This window comes from Komagataeibacter europaeus LMG 18890 (assembly GCF_000285295.1).
Taxonomy (GTDB): domain Bacteria; phylum Pseudomonadota; class Alphaproteobacteria; order Acetobacterales; family Acetobacteraceae; genus Komagataeibacter; species Komagataeibacter europaeus.
This window is the reverse complement of the sequence record NZ_CADP01000065.1, coordinates 1-17491: the sequence shown is the minus strand read 5'-3', so window position 1 is coordinate 17491 and position 17491 is coordinate 1. Positions and strand designations below refer to the sequence as shown.

18 protein-coding genes are annotated in these 17491 nt (G+C 59.0%); 12 read left to right on the top strand and 6 right to left on the bottom strand.

Going from position 1 to position 17491, the window contains the following annotated elements:
- The first annotated feature begins 341 nt into the window (after positions 1-341).
- From GEU01_RS15035 to GEU01_RS15025, 3 genes are all read left to right on the top strand, one after another.
- The gene (locus tag GEU01_RS15035) at positions 342-731 is read left to right on the top strand and encodes a hypothetical protein (RefSeq protein WP_019086200.1); all 390 of its coding nucleotides are present in this window, start codon (positions 342-344) and stop codon (positions 729-731) included.
- A gap of 61 nt (positions 732-792) precedes the next feature.
- Positions 793-1797 carry a thiol:disulfide interchange protein DsbG gene (locus tag GEU01_RS15030; protein WP_019086201.1) on the top strand — a complete coding sequence of 335 codons (1005 nt, stop codon included), beginning with the start codon at positions 793-795 and terminating at the stop codon, positions 1795-1797.
- On the top strand, positions 1794-2330 hold the full coding sequence (locus GEU01_RS15025; protein WP_019086202.1) for a hypothetical protein: 537 nt from the start codon (positions 1794-1796) through the stop codon (positions 2328-2330). The genes GEU01_RS15030 and GEU01_RS15025 overlap by 4 nt, the downstream gene beginning before the upstream one ends.
- Before the next feature lie 405 nt (positions 2331-2735).
- Here the strand turns inward: GEU01_RS15025 and GEU01_RS15020 are convergent, their stop codons facing one another.
- Genes GEU01_RS15020 through GEU01_RS14995 form a run of 6 tightly spaced genes read right to left on the bottom strand, consistent with a single transcriptional unit; the run spans position 2736 to position 9221 of the window.
- Positions 2736-3233 (bottom strand): hypothetical protein, encoded by a 498-nt coding sequence (locus GEU01_RS15020; RefSeq protein WP_019086203.1) that lies wholly within the window; start codon positions 3231-3233, stop codon positions 2736-2738.
- Between the two features lie 24 nt (positions 3234-3257).
- Complete coding sequence (locus tag GEU01_RS15015; RefSeq protein WP_019086204.1) at positions 3258-5618, bottom strand: DotA/TraY family protein; 2361 nt, start codon at positions 5616-5618, stop codon at positions 3258-3260.
- 22 nt (positions 5619-5640) lie between these two features.
- Positions 5641-7053 carry a hypothetical protein gene (locus tag GEU01_RS15010; protein WP_026018685.1) on the bottom strand — a complete coding sequence of 471 codons (1413 nt, stop codon included), beginning with the start codon at positions 7051-7053 and terminating at the stop codon, positions 5641-5643.
- Positions 7054-7063: 10 nt separating this feature from the next.
- Complete coding sequence (locus GEU01_RS15005; RefSeq protein WP_019086207.1) at positions 7064-8248, bottom strand: hypothetical protein; 1185 nt, start codon at positions 8246-8248, stop codon at positions 7064-7066.
- Entirely contained in the window at positions 8248-8835 is a 588-nt protein-coding gene (locus GEU01_RS15000; RefSeq protein WP_019086208.1) for a hypothetical protein, read from the bottom strand. The genes GEU01_RS15005 and GEU01_RS15000 overlap by 1 nt, the downstream gene beginning before the upstream one ends.
- Positions 8832-9221 (bottom strand): hypothetical protein, encoded by a 390-nt coding sequence (locus tag GEU01_RS14995; protein WP_232272506.1) that lies wholly within the window; start codon positions 9219-9221, stop codon positions 8832-8834. The genes GEU01_RS15000 and GEU01_RS14995 overlap by 4 nt, the downstream gene beginning before the upstream one ends.
- Between GEU01_RS14995 and GEU01_RS14990 the strand changes: the two genes are divergently transcribed.
- The 9 genes from GEU01_RS14990 to GEU01_RS14950 all read left to right on the top strand — a co-directional run bounded on the left by GEU01_RS14990 (position 9220) and on the right by GEU01_RS14950 (position 17226).
- Entirely contained in the window at positions 9220-9603 is a 384-nt protein-coding gene (locus GEU01_RS14990; protein ID WP_019086210.1) for a hypothetical protein, read from the top strand. The genes GEU01_RS14995 and GEU01_RS14990 overlap by 2 nt on opposite strands.
- Before the next feature lie 349 nt (positions 9604-9952).
- Complete coding sequence (locus tag GEU01_RS14985) at positions 9953-10756, top strand: helix-turn-helix domain-containing protein (RefSeq protein ID WP_019086211.1); 804 nt, start codon at positions 9953-9955, stop codon at positions 10754-10756.
- Between the two features lie 248 nt (positions 10757-11004).
- The gene (locus tag GEU01_RS14980; protein WP_026018686.1) at positions 11005-11883 is read left to right on the top strand and encodes a hypothetical protein; all 879 of its coding nucleotides are present in this window, start codon (positions 11005-11007) and stop codon (positions 11881-11883) included.
- A 132-nt stretch (positions 11884-12015) separates the two neighbouring features.
- The gene (locus GEU01_RS14975; protein WP_010515538.1) at positions 12016-12651 is read left to right on the top strand and encodes a DotI/IcmL/TraM family protein; all 636 of its coding nucleotides are present in this window, start codon (positions 12016-12018) and stop codon (positions 12649-12651) included.
- The gene (locus tag GEU01_RS14970) at positions 12648-13628 is read left to right on the top strand and encodes a DotH/IcmK family type IV secretion protein (RefSeq protein ID WP_019086213.1); all 981 of its coding nucleotides are present in this window, start codon (positions 12648-12650) and stop codon (positions 13626-13628) included. The genes GEU01_RS14975 and GEU01_RS14970 overlap by 4 nt, the downstream gene beginning before the upstream one ends.
- Entirely contained in the window at positions 13628-14866 is a 1239-nt protein-coding gene (locus tag GEU01_RS14965) for a DotG/IcmE/VirB10 family protein (RefSeq protein WP_019086214.1), read from the top strand. The genes GEU01_RS14970 and GEU01_RS14965 overlap by 1 nt, the downstream gene beginning before the upstream one ends.
- A 531-nt stretch (positions 14867-15397) precedes the next feature.
- Entirely contained in the window at positions 15398-16099 is a 702-nt protein-coding gene (locus GEU01_RS14960; protein ID WP_232272507.1) for a hypothetical protein, read from the top strand.
- 17 nt (positions 16100-16116) lie between these two features.
- Positions 16117-16662 (top strand): hypothetical protein, encoded by a 546-nt coding sequence (locus GEU01_RS14955; RefSeq protein WP_026018687.1) that lies wholly within the window; start codon positions 16117-16119, stop codon positions 16660-16662.
- A gap of 93 nt (positions 16663-16755) precedes the next feature.
- A complete protein-coding gene (locus GEU01_RS14950; RefSeq protein ID WP_019086217.1) occupies positions 16756-17226 on the top strand; it encodes a hypothetical protein in 471 nt (156 codons plus the stop codon).
- The last annotated feature ends 265 nt before the right edge of the window (positions 17227-17491 follow it).

The following is a 17491-nucleotide window of genomic DNA, read 5'->3' as shown; positions in this document are numbered from 1 at the left end:
TCGAGAGATGACGTAGAAGACGCTTTTTCTCGCCACTCAGGCGTGAGTGTCAATCGATCAGCCAGGGAGCACTGTGCATGTTTCGAACATGCGTTGCCCGCAAAATACAGACGATACATTTGGTAACAATAATGAGATATACGTTACAACAAGACGGAATCGTGTAGATTGAGCATCCTGATCATGATTCCGTGGAGCCAGGTGACCAGATTAAATCACGACGGAAATCGTCAATAATGGCAAAGTATATCGGGTTATGCCGCTCCAGCGCTCCGTAAGAAACATGGCAACCGTGCACTGCGTTGCTTCAGTGTGTTCGTCTTGATCCGTGTGAGGATGACATGAAGTTTGATGAACTTCGCTCGCGTTTCGAGCTTATCGATGACGAACAATCCGGACAGCTATGCCTGACGCTGGTTCAGGCGATTTTAGCGCTGAGATGCAATATTGAATACATTGCTTCTCCAGCGAAAACATCAACTGCCAAGCGTGAGCAGGCAAGATCATTGCACCCCATTCTGGTGCTTTGCCACGAAAAAGGCCGTCAGTTGAAAGACGACCACCCGAATTCCCATTATTTGCAGCTCCGCGTTGATATTCTTGTAAAAATGATAAGCGAGATGTCGATCGACGAGTTAGGAAGCGAAGCAGAAGAGACGTTTATTCTCTCCCCGATCAACCCTGCTTTTGAAAATCCCCTGTCTCGAGAAAGGGGGAACGACAAGGAATGATTTTTTAATCGCAGTCGCATGATCAGGGCGTACAGGACATAGGTATTGTCCGGAGTCCGCCATGCGCTGTTTCTACGTGTTGCCATTTCTCCTGCTCATGCACGCGCCAGCGCGAGGACAGCAATGCTCTGTGTCTACTCCGATTGGGTCCAGGAGCGACACCATAGGGCCGCCCCTGGAACATGGTGATAAAGGTAGGACCGATGCAGTCGCCCACCTTGGAATCGCAGGGGCCAACATCGAAAAACTACCCGATCTCCACGGCTTCGAAGCTGGCATCGCCCATACCCGGAACGAACTCCTCGTCTTTTTCGCTCCGGAAAGCCATGCGATCGTGCTTAGCGGCACGCTGATCCCGGTCCCCTACGACACCCTACGTTCCCTGGCCGGATCGCGCGCCCACGATCTCGCGCCGGTCGATGGCATCAGGGGAATGTTTGTTCGGGCAGATAACCGTTTTCAGGTCGTCTATGCGACCCCGGATGGCAAGGCAGCAGTCGCTGCCCGCATGTGGGGCGCCACCGGACAGGACATCACGAGAGACCAGATCAGGGGCATTCCTGGAGCCGTCCCGGAAATCAGTATCTCTGGCGCTTCAGCCGACGCTAACGAACAGTCCGGGCTCCCGGGTCTCTCGGGAGGCCTTATAGGGATACCTTCAGCCCCGGAAGTCATCATGTTCATAGACCCGCAATGTATCTACTCGATGAAGGCGATGCATATCCTTCAGCCCGCAATCGATGCAGGGAAAGTTCGCCTGAAAATAGTCCCGCTGTCATTGCTTGATTACGAGGATAATGGCGCCAGCACCGTCAATGCGAGAGCCATGCTGTCGCTTCCGGCAAACGAGATGGCACAAGCGTGGGTCAACGGTCGCCTAAACCCAGGATTGACAGCACCTGAACCGGATAGTGAGGAGAAGCTTGCCCGCAATACCGAGATTGCACGGCGGATAGGGCTCACAGGGACCCCAACCTTCGTCTGGATGCACCGCAATGGCAGGATCGGCCGGCTCGACGGCGTTCCCACGGATGTCGCCACGTTTCTGACCTCGGTCTCGCAATGAAGACACGACAGGACCAGACCGGCCCGCGGCGTTTTTTTGCAAGAACGCGCAAGGTGGCCCGGCTGGTGATTGGCGATCCACGTACATTGGTCGCCTGGTCCGATGTAACGAGAAATGCCGCGCTGATTGAAGCCCTCGGGAAGGCATTACTGATGCCAAAAGCCGGTATGCAGGGCCCGCGGGCGCCAGACGGTACCCCTATTGATATCGCCGCGATCGCTGCCGAATATGGCGTCGAACCCCGCGTTGTGGCGATCTTACTCGATCAGAGACAGCATGAGACATACAGGCGGGCGCTTGCTGCCAGTATGCTCGCTGTAGGTCTGATTCTTGGCTGGGCCGGAGAGATGCTCCTTTCCCACTGGAAGGGCACCCAACTCCTTGCTGCGCTGGAGTTCGCACCCTTCTGGACATTTCTGGCACTCGTGGCGTTTCAGAACGCGTGGCTCAACTGGCAGATCCGCGAACGCCGCCTGTGTTCCGCCCGCCAATTTGTCGCGACCGCCGACAGCCTCATTCCCCGCAAGCCGTAAGCGCAAGTCCATCTGCATTGCGCTGGTGAATAGATAGGATCGGCGGAGCACTCAGAACGTCCCGGGAGGCGCGTTCTTGTCGCCGCCCTGAGCGCCTGTTGCCCAAGAGGCGTGTTCATAATCCTCGCGCCCCTGCATCACCCGTGGATCATCAGGCCGGACGATCGTACCGGCGCGATCGCACGTAGGGGGTGTCCAGATTACACGTGTCGATCCGTAGGCAGCGTGCGGATCATAACGCGCATGCCTGGTCGGCGGAGCCTTTGGGCCATGCACATGGGCAGCAGACGACACGTTGCCAGCGCTGCATGCCGCAAGCCAGGGGGAGAGGACAAGAGGTAGAATGAGATGTTTCACGAATGGTCTCCCGCTTAGAGGAGACCATCCTGACCAAGTATCTTGCGACTAGGACTGCCGCTTTCTCCATTCATTTTCCATGGAAAGATAGCCCCAAATCCGTCGTTCCATGTTCTCGGCCTTGGTTGTCAGTGTGACATGGTCATCGCTGAGTCGGCGGTAATTGACACGGATTGCCTCAAGTTCTTGCGCCCGGTCTTTTTCCTGTTCCCTTGATATTTTGAGATCGTTGGCAAGCTGCTCAGCATGAGCACTCGTCCGACAAAAATGGTCTTTCAGTTCTCTGATCTGGGATTCCAGGCCATGAGCGTAGTCTTTCCAGTCTTCCAACTGGCTTTCGAGTTTATCGGAGTGAGCATTTGCCAGATTAAGTGCCTCGGTCAAGCGACTGATTAACCGAACCTGCTCTTCGAGTTCGTTAAAATGCGGCGGAGCAGCACCATGAAGGGCCTGTCGGATATTGCGTTGCAAGCTCTCGCTATACTGACACGACATGCGTCCGAGTATGAAGCCTGCCGGCCCACTCAACCCGTTGCCACCAAACATTTCATGCCCTCCAAGTGTAACGCACTATAGGATCTTTTTCATTGTCGTATCTACAGCTTTATTTGCACCCGTATATATTTGCTTACTATTTTTATCATCCATAGGCTGGGTCGCAGTTCGATCGCTCCCACCGAGCGACTGCTGAATCGAGAGCAACGTGCCCGCCATACCGACAACGGCGGCGTCCCGGCTGAACTGGTCGATGTCGACCCGGTCCACGTCACCAAATCCGATCATGGCGGGAACCCGCTGGGGTAGGATCGAGATCATCCTGAATGAAATGAACGCCAAAGTGACATGAATCATGACAAACAGGCTGACCAGAACAATCATGCCGAGGAAGTTGCTCACAATCCAGCCGTTTGACAGCACCAGTCCGGCCGCAATGCCGAAACACATGTGGATCAGCCACGACACTGAATCAAATATAAAATATCCAAGGAAAAGTCCGAACAGCATCAGCACCGGCCGGAAGATGACATTGAACAGAAGGGCATAACCCTGTTTTGCATGACCGTGCAGCCCCTCCCCGTTCATGGTCATATGCGCGAGCATCCACAGAGGCGCTGCAATCACGGACTCACAGACCATGATGAACCATCCAGCCACGGCAAACATCCACATGACAAACGGGATCATCGGGATGACATAGGCGATGGTGAGGCCTGGCATAAGCATGGCGAAACAGCCGCCGATAATCGGCGCGCCAAAAAAGTGCATCAGTGCGTGCCCGGCCCCTGCCGCAACGGCACCTTCAGGATTTCCGCTCAGAAGCGACAGCACGCCAATACCGACGGTGCCGGCCGTAGAAGAAAGAACCGACGCAGTGCCCATGGTGAGAAGGGCGGTCGTGATCATCCAGTTGCCAAGTGACATGAGATTGCCAAACGGATCCGTCCAGTAGCCGTTCGTACCGGACGGCTCGATAAATCCGGTCACGATCTGCAGGGCGTAATCATTCAGGTGCAGGGCGCGGAACAGCTGGTCGAGCACACCCGCACCGTCTCCGCCCGGTATCGCTCCTGTGTACAGGTCAGCATTCCCGCCTGGCGCGGTCACGCCATCCTGCGTTGCAACCATGCTGTCAATGTTCTCCATAAAGGTGTCCGCAGACTGCACCAGGGGCGCAATGTCCGAGGCAAGATAGTTTCCGAGACCGGAATAGGATGGCGTGGTGATGGTTGGCGTTGCGGTCATGAGAGACAGGGTCTGGCCATTGAGGCGCGCGAATTCGAGATAGTAGGCTCCTGCGCCAGTCCACCCGAGAGTATCCATCTGGCTGCTGGTGTTGACCGCATCTCCGTTCGTCGAAATTCCCCATTGGTGAAGCGCGAGCGTCTGATTATTGACCGTGTCCTGAAGCTTCGAACGCAGTTGTGCCGCCTGCGTCGTGAGACGCGACGCATAATCGTTGGTGGCATTGACGATGATGGTCATGAGTGGGGCCAAGGACGTTGTCGTTTTGGTCTGCCAGTACTTCTGCGCCACCTGTTCAACCTGGCTGCGAATGTCGCCAAGGATCACGGAATCAAGGACCTGCTTTTGCATACCCGCCTGGTCGACCTGGAAACCGGCCAGATTCACTGCGTCAGTATTGGGCGCCTGCAGACTTACGGCCCCGCAAACTGGTGTCCCGTCTCCTGCGCCGGCTGCCATATTGTAAGAATAGTTGATGATCCCCATCTTTCCGCCGGTCACGGACAGGACGGTCTGCCCGGTCGGGGCTGCAATCAGGCTCGTGTTATTCGCAGCAATGTTAATAATGGCCCGGCAGAACTCATTTTTTACAAGGCCGGTCACAATCCCCTTTGTGCCGGGGATAAGGGGCTGTGCAATGACCTTGCCGTCTGGTCCGATCGCCTGCTTCGCCTTGTCGTAAACGACCTTCGCCATACCGATGCCCCAGAGCGAGCCCTGCACGACAACGGCCTGCGCTGCATTGAAGCCGGTTGTCGGCAGCGGCCACATCAGGATGGCCGCAATCCCGATCCGCACGATCGACATGCTGGTCTGGTTGTTACCAAGGAGTTGCGCTGTTTCTGCACCCCGGTGGATGTTCATGAAGTAGATATAGCTTACGACCGCCATCGCAAATGCCATGACAAACCCGGAGAACCACCCGATCATGGTTCCTATGACGGTCGCCTCGTTGCCGATGCTGGGCGCGCCCGTATCCTGGCCGAAAACCGGGAATACAGACCGGATGACCTGCGCCGCCCAGTCACTGCCCGGATCAAGCAGGTCCCATGTCACGTTATAGCCCGTGCTGCTGGCTGCATCTCCCGAACCGGTCGCGACAACCGTCTGCGCTGCCGCGGACACGGTAAGAGCCGACAGAAACAGAAGCGGCAGGATGGCGAATACAGGGCGACGAAAGGGCGTCATGGTTTGTCCTCCAGCGGCGAAGTCACGGCGCAGGACTGGCGGTGGGACCGGGCTTCATCCGCGTCATGAAATCCGTGACTGCAGTCACAGCCTTGTGCATCATCTCGCGGACCTTCTCGCTCATGTCTTCCAGCGCACTGGCCCCCTCTTTTTTTCCGGGCACTTCGGCAGCAGTCCTGCCGATCTCGGCATCGATCTGGGTGAAGCGCTGCGTCACACTGCCGGGCATTCCCATGCGCTGGCCTGTTGCCTCGGCGGCGTCCCTTCCCTTTCCGTAGGCTTCGAGCTTGCTGGTGACATTCTCCAGTTGCGCCGCAAATGCCTGGTTATTCTGTTTCTCCGTCACAAACTGGCTATGCAGATCCGCATACCGGCCACCGGCCTTCATCTCCGACAACACACCGGCAACACCGTCAGGGTCGCCCTTTCCTGCATCTGAAATCGCCGCCATGATGGAGGAAGCTGGCCGCTCCCTGAGGTCACGCAGGGCCTCCACCGCCTGCTTTCCCAGACGTTCGGTCGCCTCCAGGCTCTTTTCGTCACGCGCGGTGTGCAGCCGGGTACTGAAATCGACGGCCTTTTCCATCCACGATGATGCCGGGTTCGCAGGCTGGCTATCAATGCGCGAGGCAATCGCTTCCGCAAGGCGGGCAAAGCCCCCACCGCGAATAACCTTGACGTCCTCCTGATCCTTGGCCGCCGCGTTCGTTTCCCGTGTGTTCGCTGCCGCCTTTTCCTTTGTGCCGTTGCCATCCATCGTCGATCGGCTTTCCGGCGCATCTTTTGCCGAACCTGTCTGTTTCTCTTGAAAATCCTTCTGAGGATCCATCGTATGGGTCTGTCCGGGTTGGCTGCTGGCCGACTGCTCCGGTCCTGGCGGAGCGCCCTCCCCCGGCGACGCCATTCCACGGGTTTTGTCCGCCTGACCTTTCTCATCGTGCGCAGACCCGGCAGCATGGTCATGACCTGGCGCTGGCTGGCGCCCTGGTTCGGGAAAGATGGTCGCCCTCAGGCTATCGATTGTGTGCGCGATATCCGGGTGGTCCGGATCCTGATGTCCTTCAACCAGCTCGCTGGCAAGTGTCCGGATCGCGTTTACTTCTGGCTGCTGAAGGCGATGCGTTTCACGCATCATCGCAGCCACGACAGGCTCCTCCAAACCTGGATAATGTGCCGCGCGCTCTGTCATCTCGGCGCGGAGAGGATGCTCCTTTTCGAGCGTCGGTCCCAAAAGGCGCTCTACATCCTGCACGGCGTACGCGATGCGCGTACGGAACCCAGGATCATTCTGGACGTCAGGCCCACGGGATTCCTGCCGCAGCCGATCATATGCGGCGGCCTGCCCGGGCGCCTGCTTTCTGTATTCGGACTGCACGCGATCGAGGGTTTTCAGCACATCTTCTATATCACCGGTTTTCTGCTGGGCCTCAGACATGACGGACCTCTTATGGGTTGATCGTGGGAGACGGCATCGGGGTGAGGCCGTCCTTGAAGGCGACCTCTTCTTCCTGTGCGACCCGGGTAGCCCCCATGGTCGCCAGATAGAGACTGAGGCGGTAGTTCTGGAGTGCCAGGTAATTGGCCTGCGCCATTTCGGTGGCGACCTCGCGCATGACGGACGCGGGAGGCATTGCCTGGAGCGAGGCGTTCCAGCTTACGCTGGAGACCCTGCGATTAACTTCCAGCGCCATGGCCTGCAGCCACGACGCCTTGTCGAGCGGCGTGAGCCCCTCGGCCGTCATTTCAGCCTTCTGGTCCCGCGTGAGCGTGACAGACGGCACGCCAAGAGATGTGACGTAGCCCGTGACCCAGCGGGCAAGAGACATACGGCTGTTGTACGACCGGCGGCGGGTTGCGGCTTCACGTCCCCGAAGGCTGGACAGCTGCTCGCCACGCAGGGCCGCCGGCGCGACCGGCTGGATGAGCGTGGTCGCATAATCATTGGCGGCATCCACTGCGCCATCCGCGGACAGGGTATCAGCGCCGAACAGGCTGGCGGCACGCTGGTCGGCGTTCGGCAGCCGGGACACGGAAGAGCAGAGCCCCTGCGCCACGTCGTCGGATGAACAGTAGCGCTTGAGGTGCAGGGACATGTTCGCATCCGTGCCCTGCGACTTGCCGTAATAGGAGGGCGTGCCCTGGCCTGCCTCACCGCGGGGATCGCTCACGGTCGCAATGGCGTACACCGCAGAGCGCGCCGCTTTGGACGCCGCCACGGTAGACTGCTGGGCGTCAAGGCCCGCGCAGAATTCCGGGTTCATCATATGCTCGTCCCGGATTCCGGTTTCCTGCTGGCGCCGTAGAAAACCGGCCATCGCCGCGTCCTGGGCATCCATGAGTTGCGACTGGGCACCAACCTGGGCTTTTGCGTAATTGGCAACCTGCGTGAAGCCCTTCGTCAGGAGAGACGCCACGGAATTGGGGTTTGTAAGGCTACTGAGGTTTGAATCGATGCTGGTTGTCAGGTTTTTCGTCATCGTATCGAGGGCGCTGCCCGTGAACGCCTGAAGAAGCTTGATCGCTGCAACGACCGCGGCGTCACTGAAAAGCGCATATGCCGGACGCGGCGTGACTGCCAGCACGCAGACGCACGAAGCAGCACCAATGATAACCATCTGCAGCCTGCGCATCAGAACACTCCGTCCACGAGATTGCTCAGGCTGTATCCGGTCGGAAGCTGGGGAGATCCGTTGATATACAGATCAGTCGTACCGCTCGACGTCCCCGCAATGGCGGTCGCAATTGGCGGACCACCACCACCGAAACTCAGGCTCGGGCACATGAGCCCGCTACTCGAGCCAAAACCGAGCCCCAGGTTAACGCCCGACAGACTGAGTCCGCACTGGGTCGACCCCATGGCGTTACCCCATGCGGCCTGTGCTGCCTGACAGACCTGGCCACCTATCTGGCCCTCGACGGCCTGCAGCAGGGCCGCGGGGTCAAGGCCGTTCGTGATGAGATTCAATCCGGTGCCGTTGAAAAAATTGCTCAGGCAGGACAGGCCGTTGACGCTATCCGGCTGCTTTTCATAGGCGTCGTTGGCCTGGACGCGTTCGTTTACGGCTGTTGCCGCCGCCTGGGTCAGGGCGGCGCAGCCGACGCTTCCCGTCGATGTCGTGGCACCAGAGGCGCCTGATGACGTGGTCTGCGCATGCCCCTGTATCGATACAAGAGCGGCAGCCACTGACAACAGGACACGGAAGCGCAGATCGATCATGCGGCCTCCTGACGTGTGGCCGGACGCGTCACAGCCTCCAGCAGGGCAATCCTTTCCGGAGCAAGAAGGCGATGAAGCGCGTGGCGCCTGCTTTCCGAGATCACGCCCCGTCCAAAAGGGCTGTCCGCCGACAACAGGTCCCTGCGGCCGCGCAGATAGGGGATCAGCGCGTCAAGGGAGTTGACCAGATCAGGCCATTCATGTGGCGCGACACCAGCGAGGATGGCGTGCCAGGCCGTCCTCGCTGTCATATCATTGTCCAACATCGCGATGACGTCCTTTCCGCCCCTGATGCGCCAGATCTCGCCGAGCGCATCCAGCGCAAGGGAGACATTGGGCATCGGGGAAGAAGGTCCGGATTTCCGGACGGATGAGGGCTTGTTCATGGAACCTTCCTCGGGTGATTACGACGAAGGTGTCGGGCCATCATGCGACCGGTCAGCGAATTCGACGTCGGACCGCGACTTTATTATGACCAACATCAATGACGTCGCCCGCCTGGGCTACCGTGGTCGCCAGAACCTTGTTCCATTCCCGGCCGCCCTGCCAGTCAACAGGAACGCTGGTGTCCACGTCCGCCGCGAACACGACGCGCACCCCATGCGGAACGATCTGGCGTACGGCGAAGCCAAGTGGAACCTGCTTTCCGTATCCACTGGCGATATGGAAATATCGACGGGCTGGAACAGCCCCGGATGTTCGAGGATCCGTACCAGTACCCGGCAATACGCCCGGCCCTTCCTGACCAGTGTCTCCCGATGGGGGTAAGGTCTCCCCGCCAGTTGTCCCCGTTGACGGCAACGTCAATGCCGGCCGGGGCGGAGTTTCCGGAGAGGTTGTCTGGACCAGATGAAACGCGGCTGGTGTGGCAGATATGGGGCCAAAGGCCAGCGCCATAACCACGGCAGACATAACAGGCATATGAGTGTCTCCATCAAGTTCTCCTGACCAGAGCAGCGGCCTTTGCGACCTCAGACACCTTTTTTGCGGGCTCCAACTCGACTATCATGACGTTCCGTCACGGCTGATCCCCTGTCAGGACGCGGCCAGTCGATATCTTCTGGATGTTGGAAGTTTCTTTTGCTGAGGAAAACGCCCGCCGTGAGAGTAAACGAAAATGTCCCATGACAATGGCAAGATGCAAGCCGAGGCTTTATTTGCATCCGGCCAATTATATAGAGACATCGGGGAAATCATTTATGACAGGCGGACGGCGCTTGACTGGACGCAGGTGCACCTCGCCAAACTGGCACGGTTGAATGTATCGGTCATACGGAGCATCGAAGCAGGTCGTCCGGTTTCCCTGGAAACATTATCGGCGCTGCTACGGGTATTTGAAATAGATCCGCGCGATATTCTTCCGCAAGGTGCACCAGAAGGTACATGGTTTGCCCATCTGGATCTGGTGGCATCCGCCACGCAGCTGAAAAAGACCATGAAGCAGTGTTCGGACTACAATCTGGCAATCCAGAAATTACGCGACATTATTGGCAATATTTCCAAAACGTTTAACCTGCTGGAAATACCGGCCAGATTGCCGATCGATCATTATTCACACAGTGTCGCCTTCACCTCGGGGGAACGGCAGGACCTCCTCGAGATATTTGGGCGCAGGATTCAGATCTTCAGGACGCTTCAGGGGGCAACAGCGAGCCAGATCGCCCATAAATCACATGTTTCCCTGACCAGCCTGAGCCTGATTGAAGCAGGGCTGAGAAATCCGAGCCTTGAAACGGTTTATCGCATCGCCGAAGGCCTGGCCGTCTCCGTTTATTACCTGATCCCGGGAATACATGACGACGCAGATCTTTTGCGTTCCCTGGACATGACCGCGTGGGCAATGTCCGCGCAATCACAACTCGAAGCCCTCGCTGATCTCGAATCCATTATTGGTCACCTCGACGATATCGCAAACCACTGACCGGGTGCATGAAGGTATAAAGACTGTCAGGAAAGGGGTCTCCTTTCTTATGGCAGACCCTATGCCTTGGGCTGTCCATTCCAGGTGATGTGCCCCGGCGGATCACCAACGTGGACCGGAAACCGCGTCTGGAGTCATATTGGCGCGTTCTGCGCTATTTATTTCTTGACGGTTATATAACGCTTAAGAGATATTATTCCCAAAACACGTAGCCTATCCCGAAAACGCGATGACGAGGGCATACCGCCATGAAGTCAGCATCGTTCGGCCAGGTCATAAAACACGGTCTGTTTACATGGCTTCAGACCTATCCCACACCAGAAATGACACGCGCCCTTTATGCCAGGCTGCGCGACGAGGTCCTTGTGGCGACAATGCTCACCCTGACAGTGCAGGATGTGCAAGAGTCAGTTGCGCAATGGGCCGACCGACCCCAGAATGCTCTTTATGAAGCGTCTACGCGCAGGGGAGCGTGGACAAGGACCCAGCTACTCATCCTCGGCCAACGGTGGCTCTGTGGTGATAAAACCGCCGACATAGCCGAGATGCTTGGCCGCTCGGCCGGGAGCGTGCGTGCAAAAAGAAAGCAGCTTGGCCTGCCACCGCGCATCAGGCTTTCAAAAATACAGGCGGAGACCATACTTGCCGAAAAGCGGAGCGCCATTCCCGCAGATCCCGAAGCTGTCCTGACATGGGAACAAGCCTCCCTGCTTCCTCATGAAGCCCGGCGGGGACGGACATGGCTTGTCAGGAACAGCCTCAACAGGTTGACCCTCACAGGACATAAGGGCGGAGACAAGGTACGGTGGCACGAGGCCGCCAACATTGAAATCGCCTACCGCCATTTTGCATTTCAGAACCCGCGTGAAATTGCGCGGGACTTCCTTATTTCGGAAAGCGCGCTGAAATCCCAAAGCTGCTGGGAGCAGCTTCCGCCACGACGCGGCGCCAAAGTGCCCTGGTTCATTCATGCGAGGGCCGAATATTATATCGGCGAACACCACTACATCCGGCGGGAATGCCTCTGCAAGAGCGGATGCTTTTTCTGGACCACCCGCAAGGGGGGCGACCGTGTCAGCAGACGATACCGCCGCAGCATTGCCGCCACGCATGGCATTGCCGCCTGAGTAGTAGCGGGAACCGTCAAAGAAAAAACGTGCTGGTCGCAAGATAGACTTCCAGCCTGCTCTCATCACCGTCGGGAAATGAGAGTAGAGTGATGACCACCTTTTTTCATGCCCCCGTAAGGGAGGCGCGCCATGCGGCTGTTTAATTCCGCAGTAACCAGGCGGCTTACCGACCCCGACTTTCAGGGGATTGTTGTAGACAGATCACTGCTGCTCAACATCGCACTGGCGGGCGTGGTCATCGTTTTCGCGGCGCACGACGCCTATATCCGTGCACACCCGCCCACACCCCTCTATTTCTACGTTGACGGCCAGAATGCTCCCCGACCGGCCGTGGCCCTCACCAGTCCGGTACTTGGCCAGGACCAGCTTCTCGGCTGGGCCGTCAAATGGGCGATCGCACCCTACAACATCAACTATCGTGATTTTCCAACCCAGATGAACACCGCGGGCGCTCACTACACGCTCAACGGATGGAACACCTTTGCAAAGTCTTTCATTACGCAGGGGAATCTGGCGAAACTCAGAGATGCAAAACTGCTCTGTTACGCGCAGCCGACACGGGCCGCGACCGTACGCGCCGAGACAGTCGTGCAGGGACACTCGCGCTACGTAATACAGTTTCCTTTCATCCAGACCTGCGAAAACGTCAACCAGCAGAATACGCAAATGCTGATGGCAACCGTGACGATTGATCGCGTGGAGGACCTGGATCACCCGGATGGACTGGCCATCGAACAGCTTGTCGTCTCGTCGGGGAGGGAGTGACAGCCGTGCGAATTCTTTCTCTCTTTCCGCTGACCCTGTTCATCCTGCCACTTGCGGCACTCGCACAGCAGCCATCACAGCCCGGGCCTGCAGCAACGACACCTGCAGACGATCAGGATCAGGCAGCCGAAGATGAAGCCGAGCATGAGGCCATTCCTTTCACGCCCGAAGAAATCCTTCGGCTGGGGGAACGCCTGAAGGATGTGCGTCGTGCCACGGAGCAGGTCGGCACGGAATTCGCGACCCCTAATGCGCGCCCGGCGATCCGTGTCTCCTTTGCGCCTGGTCAGCAGACAAGCCTGATCTTTACGACAAAAGGGTATCCGACCGCATTGTCCTTCGTGGACAGCACGGGACAGCCCTGGCCGATCGCATGGAATACATCTGGCAATTCCGCCAACCCGGACGGCAGCACGAACTGTGCTTCCGGCAAAAGCGGCGCATCAGCCGGGAATCCTGCGGTTGAGACAACAGGTTTCTATACCTGCGTCCCCTTCAAGGGTTCCAATACCATCAATATCGAACCGATGTCGCTCCAGCCCAGAGGTGGACTGCTCGTAACGCTTCAGAACGCGCCAAAGCCGGTCTCCTTCCTGTTGATCGCGGGGCGTGGATCCTACGATGACAACCTGACCGTTCGCATGTCCGAGGGAGGACCCAATGCCCGGGAGCCGGTCGACAGCCGCCCCGGAGTGCCTGCGACAGGCGAGCCCTACATGAACGCCATGCTAAGCGGCATCCCACCAGCGTCAGCCATTCCGCTGGCCGTCGAGGGTATTTCACCCGATGACGTGCGCGCATGGCGGATTGGAAACGAGGTCTATCTTCGCACGCGCCTTCACCTCATGACGCCCTCCTCGGACAGCATGGAGCACGGTGAAGGGGGATACACGCTCTATGCCTTCCATGAGTCCCCCGTTGTCCTTCTCTCCGATGCGGGACGGACGGTCTCGGCCCATATCAGGGACGCACAGTGATGAAACCCAGATTCAACCAGCTGTTCAGTGATGCGTCGCGGGGCGGAAACCGGCGTCTGCTCGCAATCCTTGGGAGTATCGGCACCGTTCTTGGCGTCACGCTCCTCATCTCCACCATCCACCGTAAGGAGCTTCCACGCTCGGACCCCGGCAGGCCGCCCGCCGCCAACCCCCTGCCCGGGGGCCTGAATTCCAATCCGCGCCAGCAGGAACTCCGCGAAGATCAGATCCGCGACGAGGCAGGTCGGGCACAGACTGCGGGACAGTCGTATTCACCCGATATTGCACCGGGCACGCCCACCCATCCCGACGACAAGCTTCCCCCGCCCCCGGTCGCCCAGGAGGTCGGGGCGGACGTCAACCCGGCGATGGCCAGGGCCGCCGCAGCGCCAGCCCCGCACGCGCCTGAGGTCGTGCCAAGCGTTCCCGTCGTACCAGTGCAAACGGATGCAGCCTTCCGCGCCGCCATGCCACGTGACCCGCAGCTCCAGAAGGACGCCATCACCGCATACAGACATGCGATCATGGATCTCGCGGGCCGTCTTGATGGACGCTTTCCTGTCACAAATGTCCTGTATGAAAAGACGGAAACCGGAAGGGAACAGACAAAAAAACCGGTGGTCTCCCCTTCAATAACTTCGGCGGCGACAGCAAATTCCCAGACGGCCCTCTCCCGCGTCCTTGTTCCTGCCGGGCGGGGGATTTACGCCCATACGGTTTCAGCAACCAACAGCGATCTCGGGGGAGAAATCATCCTGGAGGCTGATTCAGGTCCACTCGCTGGCGACAGGATGAAAGCATCCGTCAGAAGGGCCGGGGGACATCTGAACCGGCTGGTTGTCCGTGTTGATCAGGTCTTCCATAAAAACGATCCGACCCCGATCCAGGTCGAAGGTATGGTGGTTGCACCGGACACCATGGAAGCTGCGGTGGCCTCAAGCGTTGACCAGCTATACGTTGAGCGCTTTGTTCTTCCCGCCGCTGCCGCCTTTGTCCAGGGTCTCGGGCAGGCGATCGAAATGACGTCGAACACAACCGGTTCGATCGGAGCCCTCGGCAACGTCAACTACGTCCAGTCACTGAATTTTCCGCAACAACTGGGTGTAGCGGCTGGTGCGGCGGCCTCGCAGGTCAATAGCGCGCTCATGCAGCAGATGCCGACCCAGCCGCGCGTAAATCTTGCCGCTCAGGTCAGTGTTGGCGTGATCTTCATGTCGGACGTCGTCATGAAGAAGTAAGTTTTCGGGCACCGGTCGCATGATATCGGCGAATTCTGCACTCTCTACCAGAAGGCAGCATTCACCATGACCTCAGCCGCAACCGCAACGACGTCCCGGGATCCGTTCAGCGCGGATCGCGGCACTGAACCTGTTCCGTTTCGCAAGCTGGCCACGACGCCCGAGCCTGACCCTTCGCCCGAGGCGGACATAATTGCCGAGCCTCCCTCCCCTCACCCGCAACCTGTGACAGCAGCACCTGACAGGAACCGACCCGTTCCACATGCAATGGCCCTTTTCAGGGCGCTTCCGCGCCGCAGGCAGGTCATCATCGCGGGTACTGCCGTCGGCAGTCTGCTCTCCCTCTTCCTCGTGATGGGCATAGCAAAGAGGCAGGCGTCTCCCCTAGGCCAGGAAGTCGGAGTGATTTCCGCCCCGCTACCATCAGGCCCCAAAGCGTCTCCAGCGCCGGGGCACTCACCTACATCATTGCCATCACCCCCGGCACCTCAGGTCTCGGCTACAGATGAGGATCTCAAGGCACTCCTTGCTATGAAAAAGCCGCCCCATCCCGCCGTCCCAACACCGGCAACTATGCCGACCGAGAACACGCCTGCGCAGAGACACGATATCGGCATCGAAAAGGCTGTTCCGACCGACGATGCGGTCCAGAAAGCGACCCGCCTGCAAGCGGCTCCCATGACATCGGATGACCAGTTGCAGGTGCTGAAGCTTGTGACGGAAGAAGCAGCACTGGTGCAGCGGACCCGCAGCGACATCGCAGCACTCCGGCAGGATCTTGACCGGCTGCGTATCGCAGATACGGCAAAGGCTTCGGATCTCAACCGCCGGATGTCGCTCCTCGAAGCGAAACGAGCCGTGGCCGACGCCGAAGCGCCCCCGTCAGATGGACCGGCCGCCACACGTGCCGCAGCCGACAAGGCACGGGCAGCCCTGGAAGCAGCGGCGGCCGAGCCGCAGCAGGCGCCAACGCCGCCGCAATCTCCAGCGTCCCGGACAGCGAGAATGCGCCAGGCGCCTCCTGCTCCGCCCCCGACATGGACGCCGCACTACCGGATACTTGCTGCATCTCCCCAGCTTGCCATGGTGCAAGACGATGCGGCGCCGGTCGGGCAACCGCCACAGTCCGAAATCGAAATCGGCACCGATCTCCGCGGATATGGTCGTGTGCGCGCCATCTCTCAACGCGGCACGATGTGGGTAATCCAGGCTGAACGCGGCATCATCCAGTAAGGCAAGGACACATCGACGTGCAAGGTCTGGTCAACCTCGTCAACGATCTCGCTCTCGCCATGGCCTGGCTGCTGCCAATGGCCTGCTATATTGCAGCGTGGATTGCCTTCCTGACCGGGGCATGGGGATTATGGCAGCAGCGCCAGCCCCTGAACCCGTTCGTCGGCCGTCCCTGGGTGCCCTGGATCGGGATTGTCCTGTCCGGCGTCTTCGCCACTTTTGACAGGATACTCACCAAGTCCACCACCTCTGCCGGTCTCGATACGCAGGTTTCGCTGGGAGCTTCTGTCACCGGTTATACGGATGCCGCGACCGGAAGCGTCATTTCCGGGACAGGCCCAGAGGATGCCATCCTGTCAATCGTCAGTGATTTCGCCCTGTTCTTCGAAATGTTCGGCGCCTGGGCGGCGTTCATGGCGGTCGTTGCGTGGAACGCGTCGGCGACCGGAAAAACAAACCGCTCAAAACTCAGTTGCCTCATCCAGTTCGTTTTCGGCGTGATCCTCCTCAATCCCGTCAAGGAAGCAACCTGGATCCTGAGCCACTGGACAACGTCCGGCTAGGTCCTGTCCGCAAAGAAAGCGTTCGAAGTCGCATGTTGCCGACAGAACAATGATTCGGGGGACATGATCCCTCTTTCAACGGAGCCCTCGACCATGAACCTCTCTCGCACAGGCATCACCAGCGCGGCGCGACTGACGCGTCTGGTGACACAACGGGCCGGATACAGACAGCGTGCCGTCACGGCACTTGGCACATTGGCCGTCCCGATCCTCATTGCCAGCCATGCGCTGGCCCAATCCGCAACCGGCAGCGCAAACGGTATCGGGGCCCAGATGCAGGCCACCGCCCAGGAGGGACTGACAGCGGGCGGCTTTGTCGCTGCTGCATGCATGTATGTCGCTGCCTTCATCTGCTTCATCGGCGGCGTATGGGCGGCCTGGCAGAGCCGCAACGAACAGAACCGTTCGCCCGGAAAGGTCGGTATGGCAATCGCCGGCATCGTGCTGTGCGGTCTTTTCGCAACGGGTCCGCAGTGGATCAACAAGGCTGCCAACACCGCGTCCGGTGGCTCGGCAACCGTTGGTACGCAGGCTCAGGCCTATCAATTCACGAGCGGCGGCTAGGAACCCGATCGCAATGGCCCGTCTCACACAGTCTTTCCGGCTGCTGCCGCGCCCATGGGATCCGTCAGCGCCAGACGCCGGGGAGATGGGTGAGCCGGGCCTTTTCACATGTGCGTGCTGCGGCCTGATAACGCCTGGTCGCAGGTTTCCATGGCATGGTGACGGACCCGGGCCTGTCTGCGCCTTATGCAACATCCTGCAGGATCCGACCCGTCCGGCCATTGAACGCGAAGCCGTCCTGATATGGTGGCCGAAACTGCCGCAG